The organism is Bradyrhizobium centrosematis (assembly GCF_045571495.1).
In the GTDB taxonomy this organism is placed as follows: Bacteria; Pseudomonadota; Alphaproteobacteria; order Rhizobiales; family Xanthobacteraceae; genus Bradyrhizobium; species Bradyrhizobium centrosematis.
In genome coordinates this window covers 7,419,998-7,440,503 of record NZ_CP120703.1, presented here as the reverse complement: position 1 = coordinate 7,440,503, position 20,506 = coordinate 7,419,998, and the positions used below count along the sequence as shown (strand labels likewise).

Below are 20,506 nucleotides of genomic sequence, written 5' to 3'. Positions count from 1 at the left end.
GCGTAGCGCCGGGTGAGGGGGATCAGATCTCAGGGCGGAGTGTAACCCCTCACCCGGACCGCATCTTCTGATGCGGTCCGACCTCTCCCTATGGGAGAGGTAGAGCACCGCCGTTGCGTCAGATTGTTCCAACCACATTATTTTAATCCGTGTACCTGATCCGCGGGTCGAACACCGCGTAGAGCATGTCGACGGTGAAATTCGCGACCACGACGACCACCGCGATGAACATCACGAGGTTCTGCACGATCGGATAATCGCGCCAGCGGATCGCCTCGACCAGGAAGCGGGCGACGCCGGGAATGTTGAACACCGTCTCGGTGACGATCAGCCCGCCGATCAGGAACGCCGCCTCGATGCCGATCACGGTGATCACCGGCAGGATCGCGTTCTTCAGCGCGTGATGATAGTTCACGGCAGCATCGGAGGCGCCCTTGGCGCGCGCGGTGCGGATGTAGTCCTGTCGCAGCACTTCCAGCATCGAGGATCGCGTGATGCGCATGGTCAGCGCGGCGCTGCGGAAGCCGACGGCGGCGGCCGGCACGGCATAGGTCGCGAACGCCTCGAGCCAGGTCTTCGGGTTCGGATTGAAGATCGGTATCTGGCCGAACATCGCGACCGCCGCGGTGAGGATGAGCAGGCCCAACCAGAACGAGGGCAGCGACAAGCCGCTCAGGCTCACCACGCGCAGGGCGTAATCAAGCCGCGTGCCCTGCTTGACCGCGCTGATGACGCCCAGCGGAATGCCGATCGAGGCCGAGAACAGCAGGGCGAGGCCGGCAAGCTTTGCCGTGATCGGAATCCGCGGCAGGATTTCCTGCAGCGCCGGCTTTTCAGAGACGTAGGAGTAGCCGAAGTCGCCGCGCACGAAGCCGCTGATCCAGTGCCAATATTGCACGATCAGCGGCTGGTCGATGCCGAGCTCCTTTTCCAGATTGGCCTTGTCGGCGGGATCGACATAGCCGGCGGCCGCGAACAGGATGTCGACGATGTTGCCCGGCACGATGCGCAGCAGGACGAAGATGACCACCGAGATCCCGAGCAGGGTCACGAGCATCAGGAACAGGCGTCGCACCAGATAGGCAAACATCCTTCGCCCTCCGCGAGCCGCTAGTCTTCAGCCACACCAGTCACTTGTCGAGCCACACATCCTCGTAGCGAAAGCCGTTGTAGGAGCTGTTCGACATGATCGTGACGCCCTTGACATAGGTCTGCCAGCACGTGCCGGCCCGTGCATGGAAGATGATGGGACGGGCGACGTCCTCCTGCAGCTTCTTGTCGATGTCCCACACCAGCGGCTTGCGCTTGGCGATGTCCGTCTCCTGCGACTGCACGTCGAACAGCTTCTCGATCTCCTTGTTGCAGTAATTGGTGTAGTTCCGTTCCGAGCCGCAGGAATAGTTCTCGTAGAAGGACTGGTCGGGATCGTCGACGGAGTTGCCGGTCAGATTGAGGCCGAGCATGTAGTCCTTGCGCGCGACTTTCGGGAACCAGTTCGCGGTCTCGACGACGTCGAGCTCGCCGTCGATATAGATGCTCTTGAGCTGGTCGATCAGGATCACCGCGGGGTCGCGATATTCCGCGATGTTGCGCGTCGAGACCTTCACCGCCAGATGCTTGTCGGGGCCGTAGCCCGCCTTCTGCATCAGCTTCCTGGCTTCCTCGCGGTTCGCATTCACGTTTGGACCGTAGCCCGGAATGGTCTCCAGCTTGTCCTTGGGCATGCCCCAGATGCCCTGAGGCGGCGGCAGCATGGTGCCGCCGATATCGGCCTGACCTTCGAACAGGATGTCGACGAAGGCCTTGCGGTCGAGCGCGAGCGACATGGCGCGGCGGATATCGATGTTGTCGAACGGCGCCGAGGTCGAATTGACGATGATGTTGGTGGAAACGTTGGTCGGCTCGACGACGCAGGTCGCGTTCGGCGCCTGCGACTTGATGTCCTTCAGCAGCGGGATCGTGATGTGCGTCGGGAAGGTCATGTCGAACTTGCCGGCGACGAAGGCGAGAATCGCGGTCGAGCGGTTCGTGATGATGGTGTACTCGATACCGTCGAGATAGGGCAGGCCCTTCTTCCAGTAGTCCGGATTTCGCGTCAGCTTGATCGATTCGTTGGCCTTGAACTCGACGAACTTGAACGGTCCGGTCCCGATCGGATGGGTGCGCATGTCCGCCGGCGAGACGTGACAGGGATAGACCGGCGTATAGCCGGAGGCGAGCATCGCCAGCAGCGAGGGCTGCGGCCGCTTCAGGTCGAAGGTGACCTCAAAATCGCCGTTCGTCGTGACCTCGTTGACCTCGCTGTACCAGGCCTTGCGCGGATTCTGCCGCAGCTTCTGCTGCGACTTGCCCATCAGGAGATCGAACGAGCACTTGACGTCGGCCGACGTGAACGGCTTGCCGTCGTGCCATTTGACGCCCTGCCGCAGCTTGAACGTGAGCTTCTTGTTGTCGCCGCTCCAGGACCAGCTTTCGGCCAGCTCGGGCCTGAGGGTGTCAGGACTGTTCTGCGCGATGTGCTGGTCATAGATGACGAGATTATTGAAGACTCCCATGAACGGCACGTTGACCGAATAGGTCGCGCCTTCGAGGATTGAGGCGTTTGCGGGACTGTCGCGGTGATAGATCCGCAAGGTTCCGCCCTGCTTGGGCTCGCCGGCGAGCGTGGTGGTTGAGGCCGTCAGCACAGATAGCGCCGCCATTGCGGCGAGCGCCCACACGCTCCGCATGCTCATCCTCCCTGGACATCGGCCTTTGCGGCCTGTTTGCCGCAACGATAGCACGCGAGTTGAGGGAGGCAACCGGTAAGTCCGCACGCCACCTCGACAATTCGGATGACGGAAGGTCGCGGAGCGGTCCTGTCTCACAATGAGAGAGTGCAGGTGCGAAGAGACGTTCCTCTGCTGGTTGTGCAGATGTTGCGCGCAATCGTATCAACACACTTCGCCGCGGCTACGCCCCTCACACGATGCGCGACGCCTTGTTCCCCCAATACCGGTCCCGCAGCAGGCGCTTGTACAGCTTCCCGGTCGGCAGCCGCGGCAATTCCTTCTCGAAATCGACCGAGCGCGGCACCTTCTGCCGCGACAGCGATTTCGCGCAGAACGCGATCAGCTCTTCGGCGAGAGCCGGCCCCGGCAGGACGCCCGGCATCGGCTGCACCACCGCCTTCACCTCCTCGCCGAGATCGGCATTGGGCACCCCGAACACGGCGGCGTCGGCGACCTTCGGATGGGTGATCAGGAGATTTTCGCATTCCTGCGGGTAGATGTTCACCCCGCCCGAGATGATCATGAAGGTCGCGCGGTCGGTCAGATAGAGGAAGCGATCGGCATCGACATAGCCGACATCGCCGACCGTGCTCATGCTGCCGTCGGCCGAGCGCGCTTCCTTGGTCTTCTCCGGATCGTTGAAATATTCGAACGGCGTTGCCGTCTTGAACCAGACCTGGCCGGGCGTGCCGGTCGGGCACTCCCGCATGTTCTCGTCGAGAATGTGGAGGTCGCCGAGCAACACCTTGCCGACGGTGCCGCGATGGCTGAGCCATTCCTCGCTGTTGCAGGCGGTGAAGCCGAGGCCTTCGGTCGCGCCGTAATATTCATGGATGATGGGTCCCCACCATCTGATCATGTCGTCCTTCACCTGCGGCGGGCAGGGCGCGGCGGCGTGGATCGCGATCTCCAGCGAGGACAGGTCGTAGCGCTTGCGGACCTCCTCCGGCAATTTCAGCATGCGCGAGAACATCGTCGGCACCAGCTGGGTATGGGTGATGCCCCACTGCTGCACCAGCTGCAGGTAACGTTCGGGATCGAAGCTCTCCATGATGATCACGGTGCCGCCCATGCGGATCGTGAGGTTGACGGCGGCCTGCGGCGCCGAATGATAGAGCGGGGCCGGCGACAGGTAGACCATACCCTCGCGGTAGTGCCAGAGCTTGGTCAGAAAATCGAACAGCGGCAGATTGTGCTTCGGCTTCTCCTCCGGCAGCGGCCGCAGGATGCCTTTCGGCCGTCCCGTCGTGCCGGACGAATAGAGCATGGCGGTGCCGAGCCACTCGTCCGCGATCGGTGTCGCCGGCAGACCAGCGGTCACGTCCGCAAGCCCGACGATGCGCTCGCTCTCGCCCGGGCCGTCGGCGACGATGCAGAGCTTGATCTCGGGACAGGCCTGGATCGCCTCGCGCGCGATGTCGAGCTTCGCCACTGACGTGATCAGGATCTTCGACTGGCTGTTGACGAGCAGATAGGCGAGCTCGCCCGGCGTCAGGAAGGAGTTGATGCAGGTGTAGTACAGTCCGGAGCGCTCGCCCGCGCCGCAGGCCTCCAGATAGCGCGAATTGTTCTCCATGAAGATGGAATAGTGGTCGAGCCGCTTCAAGCCGTGCTTGCGGAACAGATGCGCCAGGCGGTTGCTGCGCGCTTCGAGCTCGCGATAGGTGACGGCCTCGCCGGTCGACGCCATGATGAAGGCGGGCTGCAGCGGGCGCAGGCGGGCGTGATGACCAGTGTACATCTATCCTCCGGCTTGGATCATGCGGCGAGAAGCAGGATTTCGCGCACCTCGGCGGGACCCGCGATCTTGCGCGGATTGCGCGGGATCCAGTTGGTGCGCATCGCCTGTTCGGCGATCGTCTCGAAATGCTCCGGCAAGACGCGGACCTCGCCAAGGCTGCGCGGCATGCCGAGCGAGCGGATGAAGGCGTCCAGAACGTCGGCGGCATCATGCCCGGGATAGCCCATCGCGGCCGCAACGATCGTCTGCCGCTCGGCATTGTCGCGCGCATTCCAGCGCATCACCGCCGGCAACATGACGCAGGAGGTGTAGCCGTGCGGCACGTCGAAAGCCGCGCCAAGCACGTAGCCGATGCCGTGGCTCGCGCCCATCGGCACGCCGGCGGCGAGCGCGCCCATCGACAGCCAGGTGCCGATCTGCGCGTCCATCCGCGCGTCGAGATCGGCAGGGTCGGCCTTCACCCGCGGCAGCGCGTCGGCGAGCATGGCGAGGCCCTTAACCGACTGCGCATCGGCATAAGGATGCGTCTCGCGCGAGCAGATCGCCTCGACGCAATGGTCGACGGCGCGGATGCCGGTCGACAGGAACAGCCATTCCGGCGTGTGCACCGTGATGGCAGGATCGAGGATGGTCGCGCGCGGCACGGCCAGCGGATGCCGCAGCATCTGCTTCACATGCGCAGCTCGGTCGGTGACGCCGGCGATCGCGCTGAACTCGCCGCCTGCGATGGTGGTGGGGACGCTGACCTGGCGCACCGTCGGCGGGGTGATCTCGGGCGCGACGCCCTTGTGGACACGGATGCGATCGATGCCGTCGATGTCGGCGATCCCATTGGCGAGGCAAAGCTGCACCGCCTTGGCACCGTCGGTGATCGAACCGCCGCCCACGGTGACGATCAGGTCGGCATTCGCCTCGCGCGCCGCATGGGTGGCCGCGATCACTGCCTCGCGCGGTGTGTGCGCCGGCATCGCATCGAACACGCCGGCGCAGCGGGGGCCGAGCGCCTGCTTGATCTTATCGATTTCGTCGGTCTGCCGGTTGAGCGTGCCGGAGACCATCAGGAAAGCGCGGCGCGTTCCCAGCCGGTCCATCTGCGCGGCGATAGCACCGGCCGCAGGATGGCCGAACACGACCTCCTCGATCGCGCCGAAAACGACACGTCCCTGGTACACGCCTGTCCTCCCCGGACAATTCGTCTTGTTCTTGTGAGGGTAACCTAGCCGAGCCCGCCGCGCCCGTCATGTGCGAAGACGCTGGCCGTTTTGTTACCCTGTCCTGGAGGAGCCCTCCAGGGCAGGGCTATCGCATATGGACTTCACGAGGACTGTCTGCGGGCTTGCTCCGCCTCTCCCGCTTGCGGGAGAGGCCGACGCGCTCGCAGAGCGCGGCGGGTGAGGGCTCTCGCCAATCGGGGGCATCTTCCGCAATTTCTAGCAATCCCAATGCGGAGACAGCCCCCACCCCAGCCCTCCCCCGCAAGCGGGAGAGGGAGCCGACTGCCACTGCCGCCGCATCGTGCACACCATATGCGATAGCCCAGCCCTCCAGGGGAGGGTGACACCGATCGCGCCGCAGACATCTTGCCGTCTCCATTCATGAGCCCGGCCAATAATTCCATTCGCTATCCGCCCGCTGATCGCCGCGTGTGAAGCCGGCCATCTGCGTGTCAACCCGCCATCCGGCCAGGACGTTGGTCCGAGCATTGCGCGCATCGCGGTCTTGAAGAGTTCATCTTGGCTACCCATCTTGTGGCGCCCGCAGGTAGAGGCGTACCCTGCTTTTTCTGCGGCTTTTATGCGAGGACCTGGGATGAGCGGACCGGACGGAAGCGAGCAGTATGTCAAAAAGCACGATTTCGTTCCGGTTCGACGAGGCGCAATCGCCGCGCTGCTCAGCGCGACATTCGCGCTCACCGGTTGCGACAAGCCGGCTTCGCAGGCGGCGGCCCCGCCGCCCGCGCCGGTGACCGTGGCTCAGCCGGTTAAGCGCACCGTCACCGATTGGGACGAGTTCACCGGCCGCTTCGAGGCGGTCGAGGAGGTGCAGGTGCGCCCGCGCGTCGGCGGCTTCGTCAATTCGGTCGAATTCCAGGACGGCGCCATCGTGCATCAGGGCGACCTGCTTTACGTGATCGACCCGCGTCCGTTCGAGGCGGTGGCAACGCAAGCGGAAGGTCAGCTCTCGGATGCACGAGCCAAGGTGGAACTTGCCAAGCGCGAGCTCGATCGCGGCTTGAACCTGGTGCAGACCAGCGCCGTCTCCGAGCAGGTCGTCGACCAGCGCCGCCAGGCCTTGCAGGCCGCGCACGCCGCCGAGATGCAGGCCGAGGGCGCGCTGAAGGCCGCCAGGCTCAATATCGAGTTCACGCATGTGACGGCGCCGCTGACGGGCCGCGTCAGCCGCCATCTCGTCAGCCCCGGCAATCTCGTGCAGGGCAGCGATACCGGCACCTCGACGCTGCTCACGTCGATCGTCGCGCTGGATCCGATCTACATCTATTTCGACATGGATGAAGCGACCTTCATCAAATACAGCAAGCTGTGGTTCGAAGGTAAGCGCCCGAGCTCGCGCGATACCGCGAACCCGGTGCAGGTGACGCTCGCCGGCGAGACCAAGCCGTCGCATGAAGGCACCATCAACTTCCTCGACAACCGCCTCGATGTCTCCACCGGTACGCTGCGCAGCCGCGCCGTGATCAAGAACACCGATCTGTCGATCCTGCCCGGCCAGTTCGGCCGCGTCCGCCTGATCGGCAGCGCGCCCTACGAGGCGCTCCTGATTCCCGACGTTGCGATCGCGACCGACCAGTCCCGCAAGATCGTGTTCGTGGTGAAGCCTGATGACACCGTCGAGGCGCGCCCCGTGGTGCTCGGGCCGCTCGACGAGGGTCTGCGGGTGATCCGCGAGGGACTGAAGGCCGACGATCGCGTCATCGTCAATGGCATCCAGCGCGCCCGCGTCGGCGCCAAGGTCGCCCCGCAGGCCGCTCAAGCCCCGGCGGGTGGCAAGCCATGAATCTCGGCCGCCTCTCCATCAATCAGCCCATCCTCGCGATGGTGCTGTCGATCGTGCTCCTGATCGTCGGTGCGCTCGCCTACACCACGCTGCCGGTCTCCGAATATCCGCAAGTGGTGCCGCCGACCGTGGTGGTCACCACGCAATATCCCGGCGCCTCCGCGCAGACCGTGTCCGATACGGTCGCCGCTCCCATCGAGCAGGAGATCAACGGCGTCGAGGACATGCTGTACCTCTACAGCCAGGCCACCTCGAACGGCCAGCTCACCATCACCGTCACCTTCAAGCTCGGCACCGACCTCGACAAGGCCCAGGTGCTGGTGCAGAACCGCGTCGCGATCGCCCAGCCGCGCCTGCCCGAGGAGGTGCAGCGCAACGGCGTCACCACGCGCAAGAACTCGCCCGACATCCTGATGGTCGTGTTCATGCTGTCGCCGGACGATACGTTCGACCAGCTCTACATCTCCAATTATGCGCTGCTCCAGGTCCGCGACCAGCTGTTGCGCATCGACGGTGTCGGCGACATCCAGATTTTTGGTGCGCGCGACTACTCGATGCGCTTGTGGCTCGACCCTGACCGCATCGCCAATCTCGGCCTGACCTCGGCCGAGGTGCTCGCCGCGATCCGTGCCCAGAACGTGCAGATCGCCGGCGGCCAGATCGCCGAACCGCCGATCGCGGACCGCGCCTTCCAGCCCAACCTGGTTTTCACCGGCCGACTGAAAGACCAGAAGCAGTTCGAGGACATCCTGATCAAGGCCGGCTCCGATGGCCGCACGGTCCGCTTGCGCGACGTCGCCCGCATCGAGCTCGGCGCGCTCGCTTATTCCACCAACAGCTTCCTGCTGCGCAAATCCGCGGTCGCGATGCTGGTGACGCAGCGGCCAGGCTCGAACGCGCTGGCGACGGCCAAGAACATCTCCGACACCATGACGAAGCTCAAGCAGAGCTTCCCGAGAGGTCTCGACTACAATATCGGCTACAACCCGACCGAGTTCATCGCCCAATCGGTCCACGAGCTGATCAAGACCATCTACGAGGCCATGCTGCTCGTGGTCGTCGTCGTGCTGGTGTTCCTGCAGGGCTGGCGGCCCGCGATCATTCCGATCATCGCGATTCCGGTCTCGCTGGTCGGCACCTTCGCGGTGATGGCGGCACTCGGCTTCTCCATCAACAATCTCACCTTGTTCGGCCTCGTTCTTGCCGTCGGCATCGTGGTCGACGACGCCATCGTCGTGGTGGAGAATGTGGAGCGGCATCTCGAACATGGCCTCAGTCGGCGCGATGCTGCGCTCAAGACCATGGAGGAGGTTGGCGGCGCGCTGGTCTCGATCGCGCTGGTGCTGTGCGCAGTGTTCGTGCCGACCGCCTTCCTCGGCGGCATCTCCGGACAGTTCTTCCAGCAATTCGCCGTCACCATTGCGGTGGCGACCGCGATCTCCTGCTTCTGCTCGCTGACATTGTCGCCGGCGCTGGCCTCCCTGATTCTCACCCCGCATGAAGCGAAACGGCCGCCTGCCGCCTGGAATCTCATTGCGCGGGCGTGGGGTGCCTTCACCGGGGTCTTCAACCGCGTGTTCGACCGGCTGGCGCACGGTTATGCCGGCCTTGCCAATTTCGTGATCCGGCATTCGGTGGTGATGATCCTGATCTACGTCGCGCTGATCGGCAGCGCCGGCTGGCTGATCGTGACCACGCCGCAGGGCTTCATCCCGGCGCAGGACCGTGGCTACGTCATCGTGTCCGTGCAATTGCCTGGTGCGGCCTCGCTGGCGCGCACCACCGAGATCGTGCGCGAGATCGAGCGGATCGCGCTGGACACGCCGGGGATCGTCCGCGTCGCCGCCTTTGCCGGCTTCTCCGGCGCCACGCGAACGCAGGCGGGCAATGCCGCGGCGTTGTTTCCGGTCTTCGACGAGCCCGAGGCACGGCTGAAGAAGGGGCTGTCTGCCAACGCGATCACCGCGGAGCTGCGCAAGCGCCTGTCCGCGATCCAGGGCGCCTTCATCATCGTGATTCCGCCGCCGGCCGTGCCCGGCATCGGCACCGGCGGCGGCTTCACCATCCGCATCCAGGATCGCCAGGGCCGCGGGCCCGAGATGCTCGCCGCGGCCACCGAAGAGCTTGTCGCCGCGGCGCGCAAATCGCCGTCGCTGCTCGGCCCCTCGGTATTCTCGCCGTTCTCGGCCAACACGCCGCAGCTCTTCGTCGACATCGACCGCACCAAGGCGCAGAAGCTCGGCGTACCCATCTCCAACATCAACGACACGATCCAGACCTATTTCGGATCGACCTATGTCAACGACTTCAACCTATTCGGGCGCACCTATCACGTCACCGCGCAGGCCGACTTCCCGTTCCGGAAAGAGCCGAGCGATCTCGCACGCCTGCGCACGCGCAACGCTTCCGGCGACATGGTGATGCTCGGCAGCGTGGTCGAGTTCAGGGACGTCTCGGGTCCGGACCGCGTCGCGCGCTACAATCTTTATGCGGCATCGGAGCTCCAGGGCGAGCCCGCGCCGGGCACCAGCTCGACCACCGCGCTCAACGCCATCAAGAAGCTTGCCGACGACACGCTGCCGAGCGGCTTCACCTTCGAATGGACTGACCTCTCCTACCAGCAGATCACTGGCGGCAATGCCGGCCTGCTCGTCTTCCCGGTCTGCGTGCTGTTCGTCTATCTCGTGCTCGCCGCGCAATATGGCAGCTGGACGCTGCCATTCGCGGTGATCCTGATCGTGCCGATGTGCCTGCTCGCCGCCACCATCGGCGTCCGCATCATGGGACAGGACGTCAACATCCTCACACAGATCGGCTTCGTCGTGCTGGTGGGACTTGCGGCCAAGAACGCAATCCTGATCGTCGAGTTCGCGCGCGACATCGAGCACGAAGGCAAGCCGCGGCTGGAGGCCGTGATCGAGGCCTGCCGCCTGCGCCTGCGGCCGATCCTGATGACCTCCTTCGCCTTCATCCTCGGCGTGCTGCCGCTGGTGATCTCGACCGGTTCCGGCTCCGAGATGCGGCAGGCGGTCGGCGTCGCCGTGTTCTTCGGCATGATCGGCGTCACCCTGTTCGGCCTGTTGTTCACGCCGATCTTCTATGTGGTGGTGCGGAACCTGGCGGAAGGGCGGCGGGACAAGAAGCCGGAGGTGATGGCCTGACGTCGGGCTTTGGCCCATGGTGCGTCCTCAATCACGGTTTGTCGTCCCGGATCAGCGCTCCGCTTCGCTGCGCTTGTCCGGGATGACACCGATCGTGCTGCACGCCCTTCATACTAACGACCAACACGCAATGGATGGGCAGGCGCGGGGTTCTTCACTAGTATCCGCGCGATTTCAAAACAGAAAACTGCTGGGAGCTAACAGATGAAATCAGTCCTTTTGGCCGCCGTCGCAACCTCGGCCCTGCTGCTGGCCGGGCCGGCCTCCGCGCAAGGCGTCAAGATCGGCATCCTCAACGACCAGTCCGGCGTCTACGCCGATTACGGCGGCAAATGGTCGGTCGAGGCGGCCAAGATGGCGATCGAGGATTTTGGCGGCGAGGTGCTCGGCCAGAAGATCGAGCTCGTCACCGCCGACCACCAGAACAAGCCTGACCTTGCGACCTCGATCGCGCGGCGCTGGTACGACGTCGAGAACGTCGACATGATCACGGAGCTGACGACCTCCTCGGTCGCGCTCGCGATCCACGAGCTCTCCAAGGAAAAGAAGAAGATCGACATCGTCGTCGGCGCCGCGACCTCGCGCCTGACCGGCGATGCCTGCCAGCCTTACGGCTTCCACTGGGCCTACGACACCCGCGCGCTCGGCGTCGGGACCGGCGGCGCGCTGACCAAGGCCGGCGGCGACACCTGGTTCTTCCTCACCGCGGACTACGCCTTCGGCTATGCGCTGGAGAAGGACACCAGCGAGATCGTCACCGCCAATGGCGGCAAGGTGGTCGGCTCGGTGCGCGTGCCGCTCAACTCCTCGGACTTCTCCTCCTTCCTGCTGCAGGCGCAGAGCTCGAAGGCGAAGATCGTCGGCCTCGCCAATGCCGGCCTCGACACCACCAACTCGATCAAGCAGGCGTCCGAGTTCGGCATCGTCTCCGGCGGCCAGAAGCTCGCCGGCCTCTTGATGACGCTCGCCGAAGTGAACGGCCTCGGCTTGCAGGCCGCGCAAGGCCTGGTGCTGACCGAGGGCTATTACTGGGATCTCAACGACAAGACCCGCAATCTTGGCGAACGCTTCCTCAAGCGCACCGGCCGGATGCCGAGCATGATTCACGCTGGCACCTATTCGGCGACGCTGAGCTATCTGAAAGCCGTCAAGGCTGCCGGCACCAAGGATCCGGATGCCGTTGCCAAGAAGCTGAAGGAGCTGCCGGTCAACGACGATTTCGCGCAAGGAGGCAAGGTGCTCGAGAACGGGCGCATGGTCCACGACATGTATCTGTTCGAGGTCAAGAAGCCCTCGGAGTCGAAGAAGCCCTGGGATTATTACAAGCTGCTCGCCATCGTCCCCGGCGACAAGGCCTTCTTCACCGCCAAGGAAAGCGGCTGCCCGCTGACGAAGTGAGGGGCAGCGCGCGTACCACAAACTCGGTGTCGTCCCCGCGGAGGCGGGGACCCATAACCACAGCACGGTGTGGTTATGACGGACTGTCACTCCGAGTCTTCGCCAAGCCCAACACTGTGGCTATGGGTCCCGGATCTGCGCTGACGCTTGTCCGGGACGACGGCGGATGTGTGGTGGGTCGTTGCCTCACACCATCCGCAACACCACCGCGCCCAGCGCCCCCGCCCACAGCGCCATCGCGGCGAGCGCCTGGATCGCAAAGCCCGGGCCGCGCTTTGCGGCGGCCTGCGAATAGCCGATGAAGTAGACGATGCGGCCGATGATCCAGATCGCGCCGATCCCCGCCGCGATGGCGTCGCTGATATAGACCGCGAACAGCCACAGCGCCGGCAGGACAATCGGCATCCATTCCAGCGTGTTCATCTGGATGCGGAAGGCGCGTTCGAAATCCGGATGGCCCGACATCGCGGGCGCCTTGACGCCGGTCTTGGTGCGCGCGCGCGAGACGTTGATGGCGGTGAAGAAATAGAATGCGATCGCCAGCAGCGTGACGAGGGCGGTGAGGTGATACATCGCTGGTCCCTTCAAGCAGACCGCGCTTCAATAGCCGGTCAGCTCGAGATAGCCAATGCCGTCATGCGTGCCGGCAAAGCTGATCGGACCCTCCCAATAGGCGAAGCCGGTCCCCATCCAGGCCCTGGGATTGAGCGGCTTGCAGAGGATCGAGAACGACCGCGACGGAATCGAAATCTGCCATTCGACCGGCAGCCGGCGCCCCGCAACCTCGGCGGTTGCTTTCGGAATCATCTGGATGTCGCCACCCGCAATCATCTGCGTCTCGCCGGCGGCGCTGATCCAGTTGCCGAACGGATAGTCCCGGCCGTCCTTCTGTCGCAGCCGGTACAGCATCAGCTTGTCGCCCGACGACAAATGCAGCGACAGCCAGTCCCAGCCGGTCTGATCGGCATCGAGCGGCTGGCTGCTCCACTCGCGGTCCATCCAGGCCTGGCCGGAGACAGGGACCGGCTTGTCGTCGATGGTGAGCGTGCCGCGGGCGCGATAGAACGGCTGGCTGTAATAATAGGACGCCTGGCCGCGCTCCGACTTGCGGCTGTAGCCGCGATCACCCTGCAGGACGACCGGACGATCGGCCTCGAGCGTCAGTTCGTAGCTGAAATCGGTGCTGGATGCCTTCAGCGTCAGCGGCGCCAGGGTGCGATCGTCGGTGCGCTCGGACCCCTTCATCTCCCAATCGTCGATCCAGGCCGCGAACGGCTTTGCCGTGACCCCGGCCTGGCCGACGCCGCCGCGTGAAAAGACTTCGTTGAAGCGGTGGGTGTCGGCGCGCGTCACCGCGGCATGGGCCATCCACACCTGCTGATTGGCCCAGCCTTCGCCTTGCGGGCCCGGCTGCGCCGCCTGGCGGAACAGCGTCCATTGCAGACCGCAGGCCGCCCCGCTGCCGTCGACGAGGTTGGCCGTGAGATACCACCACTCGATCCGAAACTCCGGATGCGGGCCGTGATCGGCCGGAAAGGCGAACGTCTTTCCCGGCGTCACCTTCGCAAAGCCGTCCGCTGTTTCGCCGAGCCCGGCATAGCCCTGCGCGGCGGCGCGGCGTGCGAGCGCCAGCGCAGCGATGCCGCCGGTGAAGGCGCGGCGCGAGATGCGATCAGCGCTCATTGGCAAACACCTTGACGAGGCTTGCCGGCTGCATCCGCGCCAGCCGCGCCACCGGCAACAGCGCCGCAAGCAGCGAGGCCAGCAACGCCACCGCGACCAGCCCGATCAATTGCCCCGGAAACACGTGGAACGGCAGTCGCCAGCCGAACGCCTTCACGTTGACGATCGCGATCAGGCACCACGCCACCACCAGGCCGAGCGGCACCGCCAGCAGCGCCGTGAACAGCGCCACCGACAGCGTCTTGATCAGTTCGATCGCGGCAAGCCGCGGTCGCGTGATGCCGATCGCCCATAGCGGTGCGAGCTGCGGCAGGCGGGAGTTCGCCAGCGTCAACAGGCTCGTGAACAGCGCGATGCCAGCGACGCCGAGCGTGAAGGCATTCAGCGCGGAGGTGACCGCGAAGGTGCGGTTGAAGATGCGGATCGATTCCGCCTTCACCGTCGCCTGGTCGGCGACGCTGCGGTCGTCGAGCGCGAACTGCGTCTGCAGGGCGGCGATCAGGCCGGAGATGTTCTCCTTCGCGACGATCAGGCCGATCCGCGTCTGCGGCGTCTGCGGGAACTGCCGCAGCAGCGCTGCGACGTTCACGGTCAGCTGTCCCTTGGGATTGCCGTAATCGGCATAGATGCCGGCGATGTCGAGCTCCCAAGCCCCGCCCGGTGCCGGCACCTCGACGACGTCGCCGACGCGCACGTTCAGGCGGCGGCTCAGCTGCTCGCTGATGAAGGCGGCGTTGCCAGGCACGAGCCGGGTCCAGGCCTGCGGCGCAGCTTCCAGCAGCGGCCAGCGCTCGCGATAGAGCGCGTGGTCGGGCAGGCCGAGCAACTCGACCGGCTGGCCCTGTATCTGTGTTTCGGCGCGGCCGCCCGGCAGGATCGCCTGCACGTCGCTGCGCTGCTTCAGCCAATTGCGGATCGCCGTGCCTTGCGCATTGTCGGAGGCGCTGATGTAGACATCGGCCGCGAGCCGGCCGTTGAGCCAGCCGATGAAGGTGCGGCTGAACGTTTCCACCATGGTGGAGACCCCGACATTGACGGCGAGCGCGAGCAGCAATGCCATCAGTGCCAGCGACAGGCCGGAGAGCTGCTGCCGGCTGTCCGCCCAGAACCACAGCGCAAGCGGTTTTCGCGCGGTGCGTTGGCCGGCGAGCAGGAGCAGTTCGACGAAGGCCGGCAGGACCAGGGCCGCGCCGAGCATCAAGGCCGCCAGCACGCCAAATCCCGCGATCAGGGATTCGCCATAGCGAAGCAGCAGCAGCGCGACCGCGAACACGGCGCAGGCCGCACAGCTTTGCAGGACGAGCCAGCGGCGCTGCCGCTGCTGCCAGGCGCGCGGCTGCGCCGTCGCCAGCACCGGCATCCTGATCGCCTTGATCAGGCTGGTCGCCGCCGCAACGAGCGCGCCGGCGATGCTGATGCCGATGCCGGCGAGCCACCATTCGGGCCGCAAGGCAAGCTGCCCCGGAATCTGTGCACCGTAGAGCCCGCGCAGCGATGCCGCGACATCGGGCAACAGCGCTGCGGCGATGAAATAGCCGCACGCGAGCCCGATCAGCCCGGCGGCGAGGGCCAGCGCCACCAGCTCGATCACCAGCACGCTGTTGACGAGCCGGGCCGAGGCGCCGCAGGCGCGCAAGGTCCGCAGCATCGGCAGCCTCTGCTCGAAGGCGAGGCCGACGGCCGAATTGACGATGAAGAGGCCGACGAAGAACGACAACAGGCCGAACGCCGTGAGGTTTAGATGAAAGCTGTCGGTGAGGCGCTCCAGCTCGGTCTCCGCATTCGGTTCGACCAGCTGCAACTGGTTGCCGACCACGCTTCCCAGCGGCGCGGGCCTGCTCTTCGGCTTGCCGATCAGCAGCCGCGACAGCTGATCCGGCTTGTTCAGCAGGCGCTGCGCCACGCCGATATCGACTACCGCTACGTCGGGTACGAGTTGCGGCAGCACGCGCAGCGGCGGCAGCTTGACGCCGCTGCTGATCGCAGGCGCCGCGCCTTCCGCTTGCTGCAGGTCGCGCAGCGTCTCCGGCGCCAACAGGGTCTGGCCGGGCGGCGCCACAAAGCTGCTCAGATCCGAGGCGCCGAGGCGCGGTGCGTTGCCGATTTCGACCGGCAGCGTCACCGGCTCGATCCCGAGCAGCCGCACCGAGCGTCCATTGATCTGGACCCGGCCCTCCAGCGCCGGCGACACCGGCCAGCCGGCGCGGCGGAGCTTGACGAACAGGTCTTGCGAAAAAGTCGCTGCGTTCGGCGCAACCAGCATCGCAGTGCGGGTGCCGCCGAACGTCGCCGCGGCGCGGTCATAGGCGCTGCGGGCCTGCTGGTTGATGGCCTGCACGCCGCTCCACAGCGCGGTCGCCGCGATCAGCCCGACCAGCAGCGTCGCGAACTGCATCTTGTGGCGCCGCCAATGGCTGAGCAGCACCGCGAGGACCCAGAGCGCGCGCCTCATGCGATCCGCCCCGCATGCAGGGTGAGGTGGCGATCGAGCTGAGCTGCCAGATGCAGGCTGTGCGTCACCATCAGGAAGCCGCAGCCGGTGCGCGCGACGAGGTCGCGCGTCAGCGCCAGCACGTCCTCGGCGGTGGCCTCGTCCAGATTGCCCGTCGGCTCGTCCGCCAGCAGCAGCGAGGGTCTTGTGGCGAGAGCCCGGCCGATCGCGACTCGTTGCTGCTGGCCGCCGGACAATTGCTCGGGATAGCGCTTCAGAAGCGGCCCGAGCCCGAGCCGCTCGACCAGCTCCTTGGTCCACGCGGCATCGTGACGGTCGGCGATCCGCGCCTGAAAGGCCAGATTGTCCGCGACCGACAGGCTCGGGATCAAATTGAACTGCTGAAAAACCAGGCCGATCCGGTCGCGCCGCAAGGCCGCGCGCCCTGCGTCGGACAGCTTGGTCACCTCGACGTCCTCCAGCCGGATCGTGCCGCCATCGGCGGCGTCGAGGCCTGCGATCAGGTGCAGCAATGTGCTCTTGCCGCTGCCGGATTCGCCGGTCAGCGCGGCGCGTTCGCCGGCCCTGAGGTCGAGATCGACGCCGCGCAGCACATGGACCGGTTCGCCGGCCGAGGAGAAGGTCTTGGAGAGATTTCGGATGCTCAGCACGATGAATGGCGCCGGACGGAATTAGCGGAATTGTTGCGTAGCACACCTGCTGCGGAAATGCCGGGTTGCGTTGCTGTCGAAGCCGTTGTTAGCTCCCAAGACGGCCAAATCAAAAAAGTGCCAAAAGACATGCGGGGAGAACGATGAGCGCTCAGGGAACGCCCGGTGCGGCGGGCAGGACGGCAGGGGAATTGAAGGGTTCGGCAAAGCCAACGCCGAAGGGCGCCTGGACCGTCACGTTTCTCCTCTTTCTCTTCATGGTCGTGAACTTTGCCGACAAGATCGTCGTCGGCCTCGCCGGCGTGCCGATCATGACTGACCTGAAGCTCAGCCCGGAGCAGTTCGGCCTGCTCGGCTCCTCGTTCTTCTTCCTGTTCTCGATCGCCGCCATCGTGGTCGGCTTCATCGTCAACAAGGTGCCGACGCGCTGGGTGCTGCTGGCGCTCGCGGTGATCTGGGCGCTGGCGCAGTTTCCGATGGTCGGCACCGTCTCCTTCACCACGCTGCTGATCTGCCGCATCGCGCTGGGTGCCGGCGAAGGCCCGGCCTTCTCGGTCGCCGCGCACGCGATCTATAAATGGTTCCCCGACGAGAAGCGCACGTTGCCGACGGCGATCCTGTCGCAAGGCTCGGCGTTCGGCGTCATCCTCGCGGTGCCCGCGCTGAACTGGGTCATCGTCAATCATTCCTGGCACTATGCCTTCGGCGCGCTCGGCGTCGTCGGTCTGATCTGGGTCTGTGCCTGGCTCGCGCTCGGCAAGGAAGGGCCGCTGGAAGATACGCAAGTCCTGGCCGCGAGCGAGCAGAAGGTCCCTTACTTGCAGCTTCTCACCTCGCGCACCTTCATCGGCTGCGTCGCGGCGACCTTCGGTGCCTATTGGGCGCTGTCGCTCGGCCTGACCTGGTTCACGCCCTTCATCGTCAAGGGGCTCGGCTTCTCGCAGAGCCAGGCCGGCTTCATCTCGATCCTGCCCTGGGTGTTCGGCGCCACCATCGTCATCCTCACCGGCTGGATCTCGCAAGTGATGATGGCGCGCGGCTACAACACCCGGATGGCACGCGGCGTGCTCGGCTCGGTGCCGCTGGTGATCGGCGGGCTGATCCTGGCGATGATGTCGCATGTTCAGGGCGCAGGACTGCAGATTGCGCTGCTCGTGGTCGGCTCGGGCCTGTGCGGGGCGATCTATGTCGTCTGCCCGCCCATGCTCGGCGAGTTCACGCCGACATCGCAGCGTGGCGCCGTCCTCGCGATCTACGGCGCGCTCTACACGCTCGCCGGCATCATCGCGCCGGCCGTGATGGGCGCGACGATCCAGCGCGCCGGCAGCACGCTCGACGGCTACATGAGCGGCTTCACCATCAACGCCGTGATCATGGTCGGCTCCGGCCTGCTCGGCCTGCTCCTGCTCTGGCCGAACACGGAAAAGGCCAGGCTGACTCGCGGTGCCGCCTCGCAAGCCGCGCCGCTGAAGCGCGCGGTGTCGCCGACGTAAGGGCGGACGCGCTCTTTCTTACCCTCCCCTCGAGGGGCAGGGGAATCGCATGTGGCTCTTTGCACGAGCTGAGCGCGCGCCTCGTCCTTCGAGACGACCGCTGTCAGCGGTCTCCTCAGGATGAGGCTAAGCGGCATCGGAGCCCGTCGAAACCAGCGAAACGCACTCGGTCCTTATCCTGAGGGCCCGCCAACGGCGGGCGTCTCGAAGGATGCGCCACAGGCAACCGCACTCATATGCGATAGCCCCCCTCCAGGGGAGGGTAAGCGGCAACGCCGCGCTAGTTTGCCATTCCCTGCGCGCCGCGGATCAATTTCCCCGGCCGCTGCCCCGTCGCCGCGCCGTGCCGCCGCGTCACGACGCCCGAGACGATGGTCGCCTCATAGCCGTCGACATCCTGCAACAGGCGCCGCCCGCCCACCGGCAGATCGTAATGCACCTTCGGCGGATGCAGGTGCAGGCGGTCGTAGTCGATCACATTGAGGTCGGCTTTGTAACCGGGCGCAATCAGGCCGCGATCGGTGAGGCCGACCGAGAGGGCGGTCTTGCGCGACTGCGCCGCGACCACGAAGGGGATCGACAGCTTCTCGCCGCGCGTGCGGTCGCGCGTCCAGTGCGTCAAGAGATAAGTCGGAAAGCTGGCATCGCAGATGATGCCGCAATGCGCACCGCCGTCGGAGAGGCCCGGCACCGATTGCGGGTCGATCAGCATCTCGCGCGTCGCGTCGAGATTGCCGTCGGAATAGTTGAGGAACGGCACGTAGAGCATGCCGCGGCCCTCGTCGGACAGCATCGCATCATAGGCGAGCTCCTCCGGCTGACGACCCTGCCGGCGGGCCTGCGGCCCCAGCGCGTTCTCCGGCGGCTGCTCGTAATCGGGGGGATCGCCGAGCAGGAACATCTTGTCGTAATTGGGCCGGAAGAACAGCGGATCGTCGGTGGCGGTCGCCGTCTCGCTCAGGATCGCCTTGCGCACATCGGCTTGACGCAGCCGCGCCAGCCTCTCCGCAAGCGGCAGATGCGCGATGGCCTTGTAGCTCGGATGGGTCTGGAACGGGTTGCGCGACAGCTCGAGCCCGAGCAAGAGGCCGACCGGGCGCGCCGCGATCTGCGCCGTAATGGAGAGGCCGCGCCTGGCCGCCGCGTTGATCTCATCCAGGGTCTGGCGCCAGCGGTTCGGCGCCTTGTCGTTCTGCGTGATCGAGAACGAGATCGGGCAGCGGGTCGCATCTGCCACCCGCAGCATCATCGGCAGATCTTCCTGGATGGTGGAGAGATCGAGCACGAATTGCAGCACGCTGCGGCCCTGCCGATGCATCGCGCCGGCGATCGCGGTGAGCTCGTCCTCGCCGGCCTTCAGCGTCGGCGTGAAATCGCCGGTCGAGGTGCGGTGATTGAGCGTGCGCGAGGTCGAGAAGCCCAGCGCGCCTGCGCGGACCGCTTCGCCCGCGAGCCTGGCCATCGCCGCATTGTCCTCCGCGGTCGAGGGATCGCGGCGTGCGCCGCGCTCGCCCATGACATAGACGCGTAGCGCCGCATGCGGCAGCTGCGCGCCGACATCGATGTCGAAATCGCGCTTGGAGAGCCAGTTCATGTAGTCCGGAAAGCTCTCCCAGGCCCAGGGAATGCCGGCGCTCAAGACCGGCTCGGGAATATCCTCGACGCCCTCCATCAGCTGGATCAGCCTTGTGTGGTCGGACGGCTTGCACGGCGCGAAGCCGACGCCGCAATTGCCCATGATCGCGGTGGTGACGCCGTTCTGGGAGGATGGCGTGATGTCGTGGCTCCAGGTGACCTGGCCATCGTAATGGGTGTGCACGTCGACGAAGCCCGGGGTCACCAGCTTTCCGCGCGCGTCGATCTCCTCCCGTGCTTTCGCGGAGATCTTGCCGACCTCGCTGATCTTGCCGCCGCTGATGGCGACATCAGCCTCGAACAGCTCGCCGCCATTGCCGTCCGCAACGGTGCCGCCGCGGATGATCAGATCAGGGGTGCTCATGATGTTTCGTCCCTTTTGTTGTTTTGCTTTTGCTCTATCCGTCGTCCCGGACAAGCGCGCCTTGAGCGCGCGCAGATCCGGAACCCATAACCACCAGGAAAGGTTTGGCGAAGACTCGGAGTGACCAGCTTCGCGCGACAATT

The 20,506-nt window shown here is 65.5% G+C and carries 13 protein-coding genes; 4 read left to right on the top strand and 9 right to left on the bottom strand.

Features of this window, described 5'->3' with window-relative positions:
* Positions 1-142: 142 nt before the first annotated feature.
* The 4 genes from P6U31_RS35080 to P6U31_RS35065 all read right to left on the bottom strand — a co-directional run bounded on the left by P6U31_RS35080 (position 143) and on the right by P6U31_RS35065 (position 5,684).
* Positions 143-1,090 (bottom strand): ABC transporter permease, encoded by a 948-nt coding sequence (locus P6U31_RS35080; RefSeq protein WP_407186159.1) that lies wholly within the window; start codon positions 1,088-1,090, stop codon positions 143-145.
* A 40-nt stretch (positions 1,091-1,130) separates the two neighbouring features.
* Positions 1,131-2,729, bottom strand: coding sequence for an ABC transporter substrate-binding protein (locus P6U31_RS35075; RefSeq protein WP_407186158.1), 1,599 nt, complete (start codon positions 2,727-2,729; stop codon positions 1,131-1,133).
* 232 nt (positions 2,730-2,961) lie between these two features.
* A complete protein-coding gene (locus tag P6U31_RS35070) occupies positions 2,962-4,512 on the bottom strand; it encodes an AMP-binding protein (RefSeq protein WP_407186157.1) in 1,551 nt (516 codons plus the stop codon).
* A gap of 17 nt (positions 4,513-4,529) precedes the next feature.
* On the bottom strand, positions 4,530-5,684 hold the full coding sequence (locus P6U31_RS35065; protein WP_407186156.1) for an iron-containing alcohol dehydrogenase: 1,155 nt from the start codon (positions 5,682-5,684) through the stop codon (positions 4,530-4,532).
* Between the two features lie 637 nt (positions 5,685-6,321).
* Between P6U31_RS35065 and P6U31_RS35060 the strand changes: the two genes are divergently transcribed.
* The 3 genes from P6U31_RS35060 to P6U31_RS35050 all read left to right on the top strand — a co-directional run bounded on the left by P6U31_RS35060 (position 6,322) and on the right by P6U31_RS35050 (position 12,086).
* Entirely contained in the window at positions 6,322-7,527 is a 1,206-nt protein-coding gene (locus P6U31_RS35060; protein WP_407186155.1) for an efflux RND transporter periplasmic adaptor subunit, read from the top strand.
* Positions 7,524-10,688, top strand: coding sequence for an efflux RND transporter permease subunit (locus P6U31_RS35055; RefSeq protein WP_407186154.1), 3,165 nt, complete (start codon positions 7,524-7,526; stop codon positions 10,686-10,688). Before P6U31_RS35060 ends, P6U31_RS35055 begins: the two co-directional genes overlap by 4 nt.
* Positions 10,689-10,892: 204 nt before the next feature.
* Positions 10,893-12,086, top strand: coding sequence for an ABC transporter substrate-binding protein (locus P6U31_RS35050; RefSeq protein WP_407186153.1), 1,194 nt, complete (start codon positions 10,893-10,895; stop codon positions 12,084-12,086).
* 186 nt (positions 12,087-12,272) lie between these two features.
* Here P6U31_RS35050 and P6U31_RS35045 read toward each other — a convergent pair whose 3' ends face one another.
* Genes P6U31_RS35045 through P6U31_RS35030 form a run of 4 tightly spaced genes read right to left on the bottom strand, consistent with a single transcriptional unit; the run spans position 12,273 to position 16,871 of the window.
* Entirely contained in the window at positions 12,273-12,659 is a 387-nt protein-coding gene (locus P6U31_RS35045; RefSeq protein WP_407186152.1) for an MAPEG family protein, read from the bottom strand.
* A gap of 27 nt (positions 12,660-12,686) precedes the next feature.
* Positions 12,687-13,769, bottom strand: a complete 1,083-nt coding sequence (locus P6U31_RS35040) for a lipocalin-like domain-containing protein (protein ID WP_407186151.1) — start codon at positions 13,767-13,769, stop codon at positions 12,687-12,689.
* Positions 13,759-16,221, bottom strand: coding sequence for an FtsX-like permease family protein (locus tag P6U31_RS35035; RefSeq protein WP_407186150.1), 2,463 nt, complete (start codon positions 16,219-16,221; stop codon positions 13,759-13,761). The genes P6U31_RS35040 and P6U31_RS35035 overlap by 11 nt, the downstream gene beginning before the upstream one ends.
* On the bottom strand, positions 16,218-16,871 hold the full coding sequence (locus tag P6U31_RS35030) for an ABC transporter ATP-binding protein (RefSeq protein WP_407186149.1): 654 nt from the start codon (positions 16,869-16,871) through the stop codon (positions 16,218-16,220). The genes P6U31_RS35035 and P6U31_RS35030 overlap by 4 nt, the downstream gene beginning before the upstream one ends.
* A gap of 143 nt (positions 16,872-17,014) precedes the next feature.
* Here P6U31_RS35030 and P6U31_RS35025 point away from each other — a divergent pair, with 143 nt between their 5' ends.
* A complete protein-coding gene (locus tag P6U31_RS35025; protein WP_407186148.1) occupies positions 17,015-18,364 on the top strand; it encodes an MFS transporter in 1,350 nt (449 codons plus the stop codon).
* Positions 18,365-18,644: 280 nt separating this feature from the next.
* On the opposite strand, the gene P6U31_RS35020 is transcribed toward P6U31_RS35025, so the two are convergent.
* A complete protein-coding gene (locus P6U31_RS35020; RefSeq protein WP_407186147.1) occupies positions 18,645-20,363 on the bottom strand; it encodes an amidohydrolase family protein in 1,719 nt (572 codons plus the stop codon).
* Between the last annotated feature and the right edge of the window lie 143 nt (positions 20,364-20,506).

What these genes read in the sequence shown, in the direction of transcription:
- P6U31_RS35080 (WP_407186159.1), bottom strand. Translation starts at nt 1,090, where the DNA reads ATGTTTGCCTATCTGGTGCGACGCCTGTTCCTGATGCTCGTGACCCTG.
- P6U31_RS35075 (WP_407186158.1), bottom strand. Translation starts at nt 2,729, where the DNA reads ATGCGGAGCGTGTGGGCGCTCGCCGCAATGGCGGCGCTATCTGTGCTG.
- P6U31_RS35070 (WP_407186157.1), bottom strand. Translation starts at nt 4,512, where the DNA reads ATGTACACTGGTCATCACGCCCGCCTGCGCCCGCTGCAGCCCGCCTTC.
- P6U31_RS35060 (WP_407186155.1), top strand. Translation starts at nt 6,322, where the DNA reads ATGAGCGGACCGGACGGAAGCGAGCAGTATGTCAAAAAGCACGATTTC.
- P6U31_RS35055 (WP_407186154.1), top strand. Translation starts at nt 7,524, where the DNA reads ATGAATCTCGGCCGCCTCTCCATCAATCAGCCCATCCTCGCGATGGTG.
- P6U31_RS35050 (WP_407186153.1), top strand. Translation starts at nt 10,893, where the DNA reads ATGAAATCAGTCCTTTTGGCCGCCGTCGCAACCTCGGCCCTGCTGCTG.
- P6U31_RS35045 (WP_407186152.1), bottom strand. Translation starts at nt 12,659, where the DNA reads ATGTATCACCTCACCGCCCTCGTCACGCTGCTGGCGATCGCATTCTAT.
- P6U31_RS35040 (WP_407186151.1), bottom strand. Translation starts at nt 13,769, where the DNA reads ATGAGCGCTGATCGCATCTCGCGCCGCGCCTTCACCGGCGGCATCGCT.
- P6U31_RS35035 (WP_407186150.1), bottom strand. Translation starts at nt 16,221, where the DNA reads ATGAGGCGCGCGCTCTGGGTCCTCGCGGTGCTGCTCAGCCATTGGCGG.
- P6U31_RS35025 (WP_407186148.1), top strand. Translation starts at nt 17,015, where the DNA reads ATGAGCGCTCAGGGAACGCCCGGTGCGGCGGGCAGGACGGCAGGGGAA.
- P6U31_RS35020 (WP_407186147.1), bottom strand. Translation starts at nt 20,363, where the DNA reads ATGAGCACCCCTGATCTGATCATCCGCGGCGGCACCGTTGCGGACGGC.